The sequence below is a fragment of the Stenotrophomonas sp. 96582_Sma genome (assembly GCF_056480905.1).
On record NZ_CM151122.1, the window covers coordinates 3,662,179 to 3,674,890 of the forward strand.

Annotated in this window: 14 protein-coding genes; 5 read left to right on the plus strand and 9 right to left on the minus strand. The window is 66.8% G+C overall.

Features of this window, described 5'->3' with window-relative positions; translation table 11 throughout:
* Positions 1 to 26: 26 nt before the first annotated feature.
* The 6 genes from prpF to prpB form a co-directional block, all read right to left on the minus strand.
* Positions 27 to 1,211: a 2-methylaconitate cis-trans isomerase PrpF gene (gene prpF / locus ACZK2R_RS17145; RefSeq protein WP_180838648.1), complete on the minus strand. Its 1,185-nt coding sequence runs from the start codon at positions 1,209 to 1,211 to the stop codon at positions 27 to 29.
* Positions 1,212 to 1,234: 23 nt separating this feature from the next.
* Positions 1,235 to 1,561, minus strand: coding sequence for a type II toxin-antitoxin system RelE/ParE family toxin (locus ACZK2R_RS17150; protein ID WP_100435106.1), 327 nt, complete (start codon positions 1,559 to 1,561; stop codon positions 1,235 to 1,237).
* Positions 1,548 to 1,805, minus strand: a complete 258-nt coding sequence (locus tag ACZK2R_RS17155; RefSeq protein ID WP_006384133.1) for a type II toxin-antitoxin system ParD family antitoxin — start codon at positions 1,803 to 1,805, stop codon at positions 1,548 to 1,550. The genes ACZK2R_RS17150 and ACZK2R_RS17155 overlap by 14 nt, the downstream gene beginning before the upstream one ends.
* 100 nt (positions 1,806 to 1,905) lie before the next feature.
* Complete coding sequence (gene acnD, locus ACZK2R_RS17160; protein WP_180838646.1) at positions 1,906 to 4,524, minus strand: Fe/S-dependent 2-methylisocitrate dehydratase AcnD; 2,619 nt, start codon at positions 4,522 to 4,524, stop codon at positions 1,906 to 1,908.
* 97 nt (positions 4,525 to 4,621) lie between these two features.
* Positions 4,622 to 5,779 carry a bifunctional 2-methylcitrate synthase/citrate synthase gene (gene prpC / locus ACZK2R_RS17165; RefSeq protein ID WP_180838645.1) on the minus strand — a complete coding sequence of 386 codons (1,158 nt, stop codon included), beginning with the start codon at positions 5,777 to 5,779 and terminating at the stop codon, positions 4,622 to 4,624.
* Positions 5,780 to 5,815: 36 nt separating this feature from the next.
* Positions 5,816 to 6,709 (minus strand): methylisocitrate lyase, encoded by an 894-nt coding sequence (gene prpB, locus ACZK2R_RS17170; RefSeq protein ID WP_012511842.1) that lies wholly within the window; start codon positions 6,707 to 6,709, stop codon positions 5,816 to 5,818.
* 153 nt (positions 6,710 to 6,862) lie between these two features.
* Between prpB and prpR the strand changes: the two genes are divergently transcribed.
* Positions 6,863 to 8,446, plus strand: a complete 1,584-nt coding sequence (gene prpR / locus ACZK2R_RS17175; RefSeq protein ID WP_180838644.1) for a propionate catabolism operon regulatory protein PrpR — start codon at positions 6,863 to 6,865, stop codon at positions 8,444 to 8,446.
* A 78-nt stretch (positions 8,447 to 8,524) separates the two neighbouring features.
* Here the strand turns inward: prpR and ACZK2R_RS17180 are convergent, their stop codons facing one another.
* Both ACZK2R_RS17180 and pdxH read right to left on the minus strand, forming a co-directional pair.
* Positions 8,525 to 8,872, minus strand: a complete 348-nt coding sequence (locus ACZK2R_RS17180) for a YqfO family protein (RefSeq protein WP_125895329.1) — start codon at positions 8,870 to 8,872, stop codon at positions 8,525 to 8,527.
* A gap of 9 nt (positions 8,873 to 8,881) precedes the next feature.
* On the minus strand, positions 8,882 to 9,481 hold the full coding sequence (pdxH, locus tag ACZK2R_RS17185) for a pyridoxamine 5'-phosphate oxidase (RefSeq protein ID WP_032127805.1): 600 nt from the start codon (positions 9,479 to 9,481) through the stop codon (positions 8,882 to 8,884).
* Between the two features lie 40 nt (positions 9,482 to 9,521).
* On the opposite strand from pdxH, the gene ACZK2R_RS17190 reads away from it, so the two are divergent.
* Positions 9,522 to 10,349: a kinase gene (locus tag ACZK2R_RS17190; RefSeq protein ID WP_180838643.1), complete on the plus strand. Its 828-nt coding sequence runs from the start codon at positions 9,522 to 9,524 to the stop codon at positions 10,347 to 10,349.
* Positions 10,350 to 10,355: 6 nt separating this feature from the next.
* Here ACZK2R_RS17190 and ACZK2R_RS17195 read toward each other — a convergent pair whose 3' ends face one another.
* Complete coding sequence (locus ACZK2R_RS17195) at positions 10,356 to 10,559, minus strand: dodecin family protein (protein WP_005410663.1); 204 nt, start codon at positions 10,557 to 10,559, stop codon at positions 10,356 to 10,358.
* Between the two features lie 98 nt (positions 10,560 to 10,657).
* Between ACZK2R_RS17195 and ACZK2R_RS17200 the strand changes: the two genes are divergently transcribed.
* From ACZK2R_RS17200 to ACZK2R_RS17210, 3 genes are all read left to right on the plus strand, one after another.
* On the plus strand, positions 10,658 to 11,200 hold the full coding sequence (locus tag ACZK2R_RS17200) for a shikimate kinase (protein ID WP_032127802.1): 543 nt from the start codon (positions 10,658 to 10,660) through the stop codon (positions 11,198 to 11,200).
* Complete coding sequence (gene aroB / locus ACZK2R_RS17205; RefSeq protein ID WP_125895331.1) at positions 11,197 to 12,309, plus strand: 3-dehydroquinate synthase; 1,113 nt, start codon at positions 11,197 to 11,199, stop codon at positions 12,307 to 12,309. The genes ACZK2R_RS17200 and aroB overlap by 4 nt, the downstream gene beginning before the upstream one ends.
* A 144-nt stretch (positions 12,310 to 12,453) precedes the next feature.
* Positions 12,454 to 12,693: a WGR domain-containing protein gene (locus ACZK2R_RS17210; protein WP_032127800.1), complete on the plus strand. Its 240-nt coding sequence runs from the start codon at positions 12,454 to 12,456 to the stop codon at positions 12,691 to 12,693.
* Positions 12,694 to 12,712: the final 19 nt, after the last annotated feature.

Genomic DNA, 12,712 nt, shown 5'->3' on the forward strand with positions numbered 1-12,712 from the left:
CCCGGCGCTACCGCAATGAACCTGTCTTACAAGGTATCGCCCGGCACCCGCACCTTGCCTTCCATCAGCACGCGGGCGCTGCGGCTCATGATGGCCTTGGTCACCGTCCACTGGCCGTCAACGAGACCGGCCTGCGCGCCCACGCGCAGCGTGCCGGAGGGGTGGCCGAAGGTCACCGCCTCGCGCTCGCCACCACCGGCCGCACGATTGACCAGAGTGCCCGGAATCGCCGCGGCCGTGCCGATCGCCACGGCGGCGGTGCCCATCATCGCGTGGTGCAGCTTGCCCATCGACAGTGCGCGCGCATGCAGGTCGATGGCCGAGGCCGGAATGGCCTTGCCGCTGGATGACACATAGTCCTGCGCCGGCGCCACGAAGGCGACCTTCGGCGTGTGCTGGCGGGTTGCCGCATCTTCCAGGTTCTTGATCAGACCCATGCGCAGCGCGCCATGCGCGCGGATGGTCTCGAACTTCTGCAGTGCGGCCTTGTCCTCATTGATCGCCGGCTGCAGCTCGGTGCCGGTGTAGCCCAGGTCGGCGGCGTTGAGGAAGATGGTCGGGATGCCCGCGGTGATCATCGTCACCTCGAAGCTGCCCACGCCGGGAACATCGAGGGTGTCGACCAGGTTACCGGTCGGGAACATCGCGCCCGCATCACCGTCATCGGACGGATCGATGAATTCCAGCTGGATCTCGGCCGCCGGGAAGGTCACGCCGTCCAGTTCGAAATCGCCGATCTCCTGCACTTCGCCATCGCGCATCGGCACGTGCGCGATGATGGTCTTGCCGATGTTGGCCTGCCAGATGCGCACGGTGCACAGGCCATCGCGCGGCACCCGGGCCGGATCGATCAGACCATTGGCAATCGCGAACGGACCCACCGCAGTGCTGAGGTTGCCGCAGTTGCCGCTCCAGTCGACGAAGGCGGTGTCGATCGACACCTGGCCATACAGGTAGTCCACGTCGTGGTCAGGCACCGAAGCGGTGGAAATGATCACGCACTTGCTGGTGCTGGAGGTGGCGCCGCCCATGCCGTCGGTCTGCTTGCCATACGGATCGGGCGAGCCGATCACGCGCATCAGCAGCGCATCGCGTGCGGCGCCCGGCACCTGCGCGGCATCGGGCAGGTCCTGCAGGCGGAAGAACACGCCCTTGCTGGTGCCGCCGCGCATGTAGGTGGCGGGAATTCGGAGTTGCGGAAGAAAATTCATCGTCGGATCCAAGCGTTTGGATTTCAGGAAATGTCTTGCATCAGTGCGTCAAGGCCACGATCAACGCACCACACCCGCATGACGTCCACGCGGTCCGGCAGATCGAGGTAGTAGACGAGATAGCGTTCAAAGCCCGGAACCTGCATGAAGCGCAAGAGTGCCGGCAACTGTGCGGCGAGGTCGGCATGGCGGACGGAACCTGACGCAGGGAACATCGCAATACGTTGAAGCGTGGCCTTCAGCTCGGCGAGAAAGCGCTGCCCCAGTGCCAGCCCTCCCTGTCGTGCGTACCACAGCGCGGCGTCGGCTGCGTCTGTCTCGGCCCGGGGCCTCCATTCAATCGCCTTCACGCTCCATCCTTTCGGTCAGTTCGCGACGCATCCGCTCGAATGTGGCCGCAGTCACCGGAACGGCAGGCCCAGAAGCCAGCCCCTCGGCAATCAACTGCTTGAGCAGCTCTTCAGCCTTGCTGCGCTGACGCTGGCGGATCAGGTCACGCACATAATCCGACGTACTGGAGTAGCCGCCTTCGCGCACTTCTTCGTCCACGAACTGCTTGAGCGGATCGGTCAGCGAAATGTTCATGGTGGCCATGAAACTCTCCTTTGGCAATTTTTGCCAAGTCAGTGTGCGCCCCACCCTCGTGTCGGACAAGCCCGCCCCCGGCCTCCGGGGGCAGGCATTCAGCCTGGCATCACGCCACCTTGGCGCCTTCCAGGAAGTCCTGGGCGAAGCGCTGCAGCACGCCGCCGGCTTCGTAGATCGCAACTTCCTCGTCGCTGTCCAGGCGGCAGGTGACCGGCACGATCACGTCCTGGCCGTCGCGGCGGTGGATGACCAGGGTCAGCTCGGCGCGCGGGGTGCGCTCGCCGATCACGTCAAAGGTCTCGGTGCCATCGATGCCCAGGGTCAGGCGGGTGGTGCCCGGCTTGAACTCCAGCGGCAGCACGCCCATGCCGATCAGGTTGGTGCGGTGGATGCGTTCGAAGCCCTCGGCCACGATCGCCTCCACGCCAGCCAGACGCACGCCCTTGGCAGCCCAGTCACGCGAGCTGCCCTGGCCGTAGTCGGCACCGGCGATGATGATCAGCGGCTGCTTGCGGTCCATGTAGGTTTCGATCGCTTCCCACATGCGCATGACCTTGCCTTCCGGCTCCACGCGCGCCAGCGAACCCTGCTTCACGCTGCCGTCGTCGTTGCGCACCATCTCGTTGAACAGCTTCGGGTTGGCGAACGTTGCGCGCTGCGCGGTCAGGTGGTCACCGCGGTGGGTCGCGTAGGAATTGAAGTCCTCTTCCGGCAGGCCCATCTTCGCCAGGTATTCGCCGGCGGCGCTGGAGGCCATGATCGCGTTGGACGGCGACAGGTGGTCGGTGGTGATGTTGTCCGGCAGCACGGCGAGCGCGCGCATGCCAGCCAGTGTACGCTCACCGGCCAGTGCACCCTCCCAGTACGGCGGACGACGGATGTAGGTGCTCTGCGGGCGCCAGTCGTACAGCGGGCTGACTGCGGCGCCATGCTCCACGCGCACGTTGAACATCGGGTTGTAGACCTTGCGGAACTGCTCGGGCTTCACTGAGGCCTTCACCACCGCGTCGATCTCGGCGTCGGTTGGCCAGATGTCCTTCAGGCGCACCTGGTTGCCGTCGGCGTCCACGCCCAGCACGTCCTTCTCGATATCGAAGCGCACGGTACCAGCGATGGCGTAGGCGATCACCAGTGGCGGCGAGGCCAGGAAGGCCTGCTTGGCGTACGGGTGGATGCGGCCATCGAAGTTGCGGTTGCCCGACAGCACGGCCGTGGCGTACAGGTCACGGTCGATGATCTCCTGCTGGATCTTCGGGTCCAGCGCACCGCTCATGCCGTTGCAGGTAGTGCAAGCGAAGGCGACGATGCCGAAGCCGAGCTGTTCCAGGTCCGGCAGCAGGCCGGATTCTTCCAGATACAACTGCACGGCCTTGGAACCCGGCGCCAACGAGGACTTCACCCACGGCTTGCGCTGCAGGCCGCGCGCGTTGGCGTTGCGCGCCAGCAGTGCGGCGGCGATCACGTTACGCGGATTGGAGGTATTGGTGCAGCTGGTGATGGCGGCGATGATCACCGCGCCATCGGGCATCAGGCCCTGCGCCTGCTCGGCCTTGCCGGCTTCCAGCTTGGCTTCGTCGGCGATGCCGCGCTCGGCCAGCTCGGCCACCGGCAAGCGACGGTGCGGATTGCTCGGCCCGGCCATGTTGCGCACCACGGTCGACAGATCGAAGTGCAGCACGCGCTCGTACTGCGCGGTCGCCAAATCGTCGGCCCACAGGCCGGTGCTGCGCGCATAGTTCTCCACCAGCGCCACCTGCGATTCCTCGCGCCCGGTCAGGCGCAGGTACTCGGTGGTCTGCGCATCGATGTAGAACATCGCCGCAGTGGCGCCGTACTCCGGGCACATGTTGGAGATGGTGGCGCGGTCACCGATGGTCAGTGCCGCGGCACCCTCGCCGAAGAATTCGAGCCAGGCGCCAACCACACGCTCCTTGCGCAGGAACTCGGTCAATGCCAGCACTACGTCGGTGGCGGTGATGCCGGGCTGCGGCTTGCCGGTCAGCTCGACGCCGATGATGTCCGGCAGGCGCATCCACGAGGCGCGGCCCAGCATCACGTTCTCTGCTTCCAGGCCGCCAACACCAATCGCGATCACGCCCAGCGCATCCACGTGCGGGGTGTGGCTGTCGGTGCCCACGCAGGTATCCGGGAAGGCCACCCCGTTCTGCACGTAGATCACCGGCGACATCTTCTCCAGGTTGATCTGGTGCATGATGCCGTTGCCCGGCGGAATCACGTCCACGTTCTCGAAGGCCAGCTTGGTCCAGTCGATGAAGTGGAAACGGTCTTCGTTGCGGCGATCCTCGATGGCGCGGTTCTTCTCGAACGCCTGCGGATCGTAACCACCGCATTCCACCGCCAGCGAGTGATCGACGATCAGCTGCACCGGCACCACCGGATTGACCTTGGCCGGGTCGCCCCCCTTGTCGGCGATCGCATCACGCAGGCCAGCCAGGTCGACCAGTGCGGTCTGGCCGAGGATGTCATGGCACACCACGCGCGCAGGGAACCACGGGAAATCCAGGTCGCGGCGGCGCTCGATCAGCTGCTTCAGCGAATCGGTCAGCGTCGCCGGATCGCAGCGGCGCACCAGGTTTTCGGCCAGCACGCGCGATACGTACGGCAGCGTGGCGTAGGCGCCGGGCTGGATCGCATCGACAGCGGCATGCGCGTCGAAATAATCCAGCGAGCTGCCGGGGAGGTTCTTGCGGTAATCGGTATTCATGGGCTGGCGGAGTGCTTGAGGCGGGCCGGGTGCCGGCGGTGCGGCGGCGAAAGCATCCGGCCGGCACGCGGCCGGCCGGATGGGTACAGCAGGTGGATCAGACGCGCTTGTCGATGGCGACGAAGTCGCGGTCTTCCGGACCGATGTAGTTGGCGCTCGGGCGGATGATCTTGCCGTCGATGCGCTGCTCGACGATGTGCGCGCTCCAGCCGGCGGTGCGGGCGATCACGAACAGGGGGGTGAACATCGCGGTCGGCACGCCCATCATGTGGTAGCTGACGGCGCTGAACCAGTCCAGGTTCGGGAACATATTCTTGATGTCCCACATCACCGTTTCCAGGCGCTCGGCAATGTCGTACATCTTCAGGCTGGACTGCTCTTCGGACAGCTCGCGGGCCACGTCCTTGATCACCTTGTTGCGCGGATCGGACACGGTGTAGACCGGGTGGCCGAAACCAATCACCACTTCCTTGCGCTCCACGCGGGCCTTGATGTCTTCCTCGGCCTCGTCGGGATTGTCGTAGCGCTTCTGCACCTCGAAGGCCACTTCATTGGCACCGCCATGCTTGGGACCGCGCAGCGCACCGATGCCACCGCAGATCGCGCTGTACATGTCGCTGCCGGTGCCGGCGATGACGCGGCAGGCGAAGGTGGAGGCATTGAATTCGTGCTCGGCGTACAGGATCAGCGAGGTATGCATCGCCTTCACCCACGAATCCTGCGGCTTCTCGCCATGCAGCAGGTGCAGGAAGTGACCTCCGATCGAGTCATCGTCGGTTTCCACGTCGATGGCACGGCCGTTGTGGCTCCAGTGGTACCAGTACAGCAGCATCGAGCCGAGGCAGGCCATCAGCTTGTCGGCGATGTCGCGCGCGCCCGGATGGTTGTGGTCGTCCTTTTCCGGCGACACGCAGCCGAGCACGGACACGCCAGTGCGCATCACGTCCATCGGGTGCGCCGACGGCGGCAGTTCTTCCAGCGCCGCCTTCACCGCGGCCGGAATGCCACGCAGCGACTTCAGCTTGGCCTTGTACGAAACCAGCTCGGCGCGGGTCGGCAGCTTGCCGTGCACCAGCAGGTAGGCGATTTCCTCGAACTCGCTGGTGTTGGCCAGGTCCAGGATGTCGTAGCCACGGTAGTGCAGATCGTTGCCGCTGCGGCCCACGCTGCACAGCGCAGTGTTGCCGGCAGCAGTGCCGGACAGGGCGACGGACTTCTTCGGCTTGAAGGTCGGGGTTGCGGTCGTATCGTTCATGTTTTCCCTCCGAAAACTGATGGTGCAGGGTACTGCTTATTTCTTGGCGGCGAACAGTGCATCGAGCTGCTGCTCGAAGGCGTGGTAGCCGATGCGGTCATACAGCTCTTCGCGCGTCTGCATGCTCTCCACCACATTGCGCTGATGGCCATCGCGGCGCACCGCCTGGTAGACATTTTCGGCGGCCTTGTTGGCCGCACGGAACGCTGACAGCGGGAACAGCTGGATGGCCACGCCGGCCGAGGCCAGTTCATCGCGGCTGAACAGCGGGGTGGCACCGAATTCGGTGATGTTGGCCAGCACCGGCACCTTCACCGCATCGACGAAGCGGCGGTAGGTATCCAGGTCATAGGCAGCCTCGGCGAAGATGCCATCGGCACCGGCTTCGACACAGGCGATGGCGCGCTCGATGGCCTTGTCCACGCCGTCCACCTGGATGGCATCGGTGCGTGCGATCAGGAAAAAGTCCGGATCGGTCTTGGCATCGGCGGCGGCCTTCACGCGGTCGACCATTTCACCCTGCGAGACGATCTCCTTGCCCGGACGGTGGCCGCAGCGCTTGGCGCCAACCTGATCTTCGATATGGCAGGCCGCGGCGCCGGCCTTGATCAGCGACTTCACGGTGCGCGCGATGTTGAACGCGCTCGGGCCGAAACCGGTATCGATGTCGACCATCAGCGGCAGGTCGCAGACATCGGTGATGCGCCGCACGTCGATCAGCACGTCTTCCAGGGTGTTGATACCCAGGTCCGGCAGGCCCAGCGAACCAGCGGCAACGCCGCCGCCGGACAGGTAGATGGCACGGAAGCCAGCGCGCTTGGCCAGCAGCGCATGGTTGGCGTTGATCGCGCCGATCACCTGCAGCGGCGATTCGGCAGCCAGCGCCTCACGGAAGCGGGCACCGGCGGAGAATGGGGCGGAAGCGGTCATGCGGCAATCCAGGTTGAAGAACGGGAAGGTAGGCGCAAGCACCATGCCAAGCTGCAAGCGGTTGATTTCACGGGGATGACCGGCACGCAACTGTGAAACAAATGAAACATTGAAACGGATGTATCATGAAACACCCCACCCGAACCCGCCGCCATGTACCTGCCCCGATCACCCCTGCGCCACGCCGATACCGACCCCGGCCGCCCGGTGATCTGGACCGTCAGCGTCTCGCGGCTGACCGGCCTGCTCGGCGACGTCATTCCCGAGTTCGACCGCCGCGCACGCATCGAGCAGATCAACCTCGGCTTCGAGGAAGCGGTGGACGTGATCGGGCAGCGCCTGCGTCGCGAGCACTGCGATGTGGTGATCGCCGGCGGCTCCAATGCGGCGTGGCTGCGTGGTCGGCTGGAGCTGCCGCTGGTGCCGATCCAGGCCAACGGCTTCGACCTGATGGAAGCACTGGCGCGCGCGCGACGCATCGCTCCGCGCATCGGCCTGGTCACCCACGCCAGCGATGTACCAGTGTTCAGCAACTTCCAGCAGAGTTTCGGCCTGGATATCGAACATCGCCGCTTCGTCACCCGCGAGGACGCACGAGACTGCATCGCCGACCTGCGCGCCAACGGCATCGAGGTGATCGTCGGCACCGGCATGGCCATCGACCATGCAGAACAGGCCGGTCTGCCCGGGGTGCTGCTGTATTCGGCCGACTCGGTGCGGCAGGCGTTCGAACATGCGCTGGAACTGACCCAGACCCTGGCACGTTCCGGCAGCAACCGCCCTGCCCCGCGCCGGCGCCCGGCAGCGCGTGCCGATGCGCATGAACTACTCGGCGACAGCGACGCGATGGCGCAGGTGCGCGCGCAGATCGCGCTCTACGCCCCACATGACAGCACCGTGCTGGTCAGCGGCGAAACCGGCACCGGCAAGGAACTGGTGGCGCGCCAGCTGCACGCCGCCAGCGGTCGTCGCGGACGCTTCGTGGCACTGAACTGCGGCGCGATCAGCGAATCGCTGCTGGAAGCGGAGCTGTTCGGCTACAGTGATGGGGCCTTCACCGGCGCACGCCGTGGAGGCCGTGTCGGCCTGGTCGAAGCCGCAGACGGCGGGACGCTGTTCCTGGACGAAATCGGCGAACTGCCGCTACCGCTGCAGACCCGCCTACTGCGCGTACTGGAAGAACGCGAGGTACTGCGCGTGGGCGCCACCGAACCGACCCCGGTGGACCTGCGCGTGGTGGCCGCCACCCTGCAGTCGCTGGAGCAGCGCGCAGCAACCGGCAGCTTCCGTCGCGACTTGTATTACCGCTTGGCCGCACTGCGCATTGCCCTGCCGCCGCTGCGCGCGCGGCGCAGTGATATCCCGCTGCTGGCGCAGCACTTATTCCGCCAGCTGCGTGGCATCGATGCGCCACTGGATGAGCATGCACTGGCGGTACTGACCACCGCGGAGTGGCCCGGCAACGTGCGCGAACTGCGCAACCTGGTGGATCGCCTGCGCATCCACTGGCAGCCGGGCGAAGGGCTGATCGATGCGGCGCGCCTGCTGCAGCTGGCGCCCGAACTTGTGAATGAGGGCGTTGCAGCATTGCCGGTGGAAAGCAACGGGAAGCGCCCGCCGCGCGCGCAGCTGGAGACGCTGCTGCAGGAACATCGCAATGATCGCGAGGGGATGGCGCAGGCGCTGGGCGTCTCACGCACCACGCTGTGGCGCTGGCTGCGCGCGGAGGGGTTGTAACCACTCGTTGCCTGGTGGGTGCGAACCTTGGTTCGCACCGCTCTTCCGTCAAGCATCTCATCCACGCATGGCGTGGATCTACCTGGCCAGCAGCAGCTCGATTTCCTCCACCTGCACCACCGGCACCTGCCACGGGTGATGCGGCACGATGCCCTGTTCGAAGATGCGCTGCAGCCGCTGCGGATTCCGAGGCAGGCAGAACTCCAGACGCACGCTGTCGACCACCTCGGTGCGACCGGCCTCCCCCTGCACGGGTGACGCACCCACGCGCGGGCGGAACTGCTCGAACCCCGGCGCCGACCACCACATCCCGTGCTCGTAGTCGCCGGCCGCCAGCGCGTCCACCGCGAGGATGCCCTGCTTCACTGCATCCAGTGCTGCCGACGGCACGAACACCACCACACGGTACAGCGGCAGGCGTTGCATCAGGTTGCCTTACGGATACAGCAGGCGCTTGCTCCAGCGCCCTTCGGCACCGGCTTCATAGCACCAGCGTTCGTGCAGGCGGAACTGCGCGCCGTACCAGAACTCGATGCGGTCGGGTACCACGCGCAGGCCGCTCCAGCCGTCCGGGCGCGGCACGTCCTTGCCTTCGAAGCGGGCTTCGATCTCGGCCACGCGCGCGTCGAATTCCTCGCGCGTCGCCAGCGTCTTCGACTGCTGCGAGGCCCAGGCGCCGATCTGGCTCATGCGCGGGCGGCTGGCGAAATAGGCGTCGGCTTCAGCATCGGCAACCTGCTCGACACGGCCTTCGATGCGCACCTGGATACCCGCCTCGCGCAGGCTGCGCCACAGGAACAACAGCGCGGCCTGCGGATTGGCCTGCAGCTCCTGGCCCTTGTGGCTGTCCAGGTGGGTATAGAAGACGAAGCCACGCTCGTCGAAGGCCTTCAGCAGCACGGTACGCGCCGAGGGACGGCCCTGCGTATCGGCGGTGGCCACGGTCATCGCATTCGGCTCGACCTCGCGGCTCTGCTTGGCCTCGTCGAACAGGCCGGCAAACGTGGACAGGGCTTCGGCGTACAGGTCGCTCATGATTGCGTTCTTCTCACACGGATTGGGCTATTGTGGCTGCATGGCCGCTGCTGCGTATATGCCCCAGGTGAAAGGATTCCCCGAAACATTGGCCGAACAGGCGCTGGATGATGCGCTGGGCAGCGGTGCAGCGATTCCAGTATTGGCGATCAGCGGCCTGCAGGGGAGCGGCAAATCGACGCTGGCCGCGCAGGTGGTGGCGCGCGCCCAGGCACGCGGCCTGAACGCGGCCACGCTGTCGATCGATGACGTCTACCTCACCCGTGCGCAGCGCCAGCGACTGGCCCGCCAGGTGCATCCGCTGCTGATCACCCGCGGCCCGCCCGGCACCCACGACCTGCCGCTGGCCCATGCCGTGCTGGACGCCGTGGCCACACGCCAGCCCTTCGCGATGCCACGCTTCGACAAGCTGGCCGATGAACGCCTGCCCGAGGCTCAGTGGCCGCAGCTGCAGCAGCCATTGGACCTGCTGGTGTTCGAAGGCTGGTTCCTCGGCACACCGGCGCAGGATGACAACGCACTGGACAGCCCGCTGAACGCACTGGAGCGCGAGGCCGACGCCGATGGCCGTTGGCGCCGCTGGTGCAACCAGGCGCTGGCCCGCGACTACCCGGCGTTGTGGCAGCGCTGCGACCGCCTGTGGTTCCTGCAGCCGCCGGATTTCTCGGTGGTACCACGCTGGCGCTGGCAGCAGGAGCAGAACCTGCAGGCCGCGCAGCCGGGCCGGCACGGCATGAGCCGGCCTCAGCTGGAGCGCTTCGTGCAGTACTACGAGCGGGTCAGCCGGCAGGCACTGCACGCCCTGCCCGCCCTGGCCGACCACGTGGTGGTGCTGGACGGCCAGCGCCAGGTGCAGGACGTGCGCTGAGCACGCCTATTCCACCAGGAAGGTCACCCGCAGGTTGACCCGCCATTCGGTGATCTCGCCACTGCCGTTGGTGACCACCTTGGTCTCGTTCACCCAGGCGCCCTGGATGCCCTTGACCGTCTCGGAGACCTTCTTCAGACCGCTGCGCACGGCGTCCTCCACGCTCTTCGGCGAGGAGGCGGTGATTTCGATGACCTTGGCGACCGTCATGGCCTGTACTCCGGCTGGCGCGGGAGACCCCGCAGGAACGCCTACCCTGACGTGAAGAACGTAAAGGCAAGGGCACGGAGGTGTTAGCATCAGAGGGCATGAATCCTGCTCCGAACCTGATCCTGATCGGCCCGATGGGCGCCGGCAAAACCTGCATCGGCCGCCGCCTGGCCGAGCGCTTCACGCTGGACTTCGTCGATGTCGACCAGGCCATCGTAGATGCCGCCGGCGCCAGCATCCCGACCATCTTCGAGCACTCGGGTGAAACCGGCTTCCGCAGCCATGAGCGCGAAGCCTTGGCCCGTGTGCTGGAAGGCCGCGGCCAGCTGGTCTCCACCGGTGGCGGCGCCGTACTGGATCCGGACAACCGTGCGCTGATCGCCCAGCGCGGCTTCGTGGTCTACCTGCGGGTCAGCGTGGCCGCGCAGCTGGAACGCCTGGCCCGCGACAAAGGCAGGCCACTGCTGCAGCGCCCGGACCGCGAGCAGGTGCTGCACGATCTGGCTGCTCACCGCGACCCGCTGTACCGCGAACTGGCCGACCTCACCCTTGATACCGACCCGTATACCGCTGCCGACGCGACCGCCCACCTGGTGGTCAAGCTGGCCACGCAATGGCAGCGCCAGGACCTGACCGCATGACTTCCCCCGCCCTGCTGCAGGTCGCCGTTGGCGGCGACCGCCCCTACTCCATCACCATCGGCGCTGGTGCCCAGACCGACGGCACCGCGTTGGCCTCGCATGTGCGCGGCCGCCACGTGCTGCTGCTCAGCGACAGCGAAGTGGCTCCGCGCTACCTGGCCGCCGTGAAGCAGACGCTGCTGGCCGCACGCCCCGACCTGATCGTCGGCGAGCACGTGCTGGCCGCCGGCGAAGCCTCCAAGACCCTGGCCGAATTCGGCCGCGCGATCGAAGCGCTGGCCGCGCTCGGCGCCACCCGGGATGCCTGCGTGTTCGCCCTCGGTGGCGGCGTGGTCGGTGATCTCGCCGGTTTTGCCGCGGCCTGCTGGATGCGCGGCGTGGACTGCGTGCAGCTTCCGACCACCCTGTTGGCGATGGTCGATTCGTCGGTGGGCGGCAAGACCGCGGTCGACATTCCGGCCGGCAAGAACCTGGTCGGCGCATTCCATCCGCCGCGCGCGGTCATTGCCGATACCCGCGTGCTGGCCACCCTGCCACCGCGCGAGCTGCGCGCCGGCCTGGCCGAAGTGGTGAAGTACGGCGCGCTGGGCGACGCGGTGTTCTTCGAATGGCTGCAGCAGCATGCCGATGCACTGCTGGCCGGCGAGGATGCGGTACTGTCCGAAGCCATCGCGCGCAGCTGCCGGCACAAGGCCGCCATCGTCGAGCGTGATCCGTTCGAGAAGGGCGAGCGTGCCCTGCTCAACCTCGGCCATACCTTCGGCCATGCCATCGAGACCGAACAGGGCTACTCGGCCCCGGGCCGCGATGCGCTGAACCACGGCGAAGCGGTGGCGGTGGGCATGGTGCTGGCGGCAACGCTGTCCACCGACCTGGGCCTGGCCGACGATGCCGACCGCGCGCGCCTGCAGGCGCTGCTGAAACGCCTCGGCCTGCCGGTGGCGATCCCGGCGGGGCTGGACCCGCAGGCCCTGCTCGGCCGCATGCGGCTGGACAAGAAGAACGTGGCCGGCCGCCTGCGCCTGGTGCTGTGGCGTGGCATGGGCCGCGCCGAAGTGGTGCCGGACGTGGATGAGGCGGCGGTGCTGAAGGTGCTGTCGGCCCGGTAGTGCCGGCCGCTGGCCGGCAACTTCAGCAAACGGGGAAGCCGGCTAGCGGCCGGCACTACCGGGCTGCGCGGCAGGATTGCCGACCAGCGGCCGGCACGACCGCGTTGCGGCCGGGGTCACCCTGGCCCCGCTACAATCGGCACCATGCACGTCTACCTGCAACATCCCGACGCCGGTGCGCAGGCACCGCGCTTCCTGCGCCTGAGCCTGCAGCCGGATCTGTTCGGCGGCTGGGAACTGCTGCGCGAGAGCGGCCGCGTCGGCAGCCGCTCGCAGCTGCGGCGCGAGCTGTTCCTGCAGGCCGACGAAGCCCGCCATGCCTTCGAGAAGGCCCGCGATGCCGAACTGCATCGCGGTTTCCAGATCCTCTCGCACGGCGACTGACGCCGCTGCCAACTTTCGT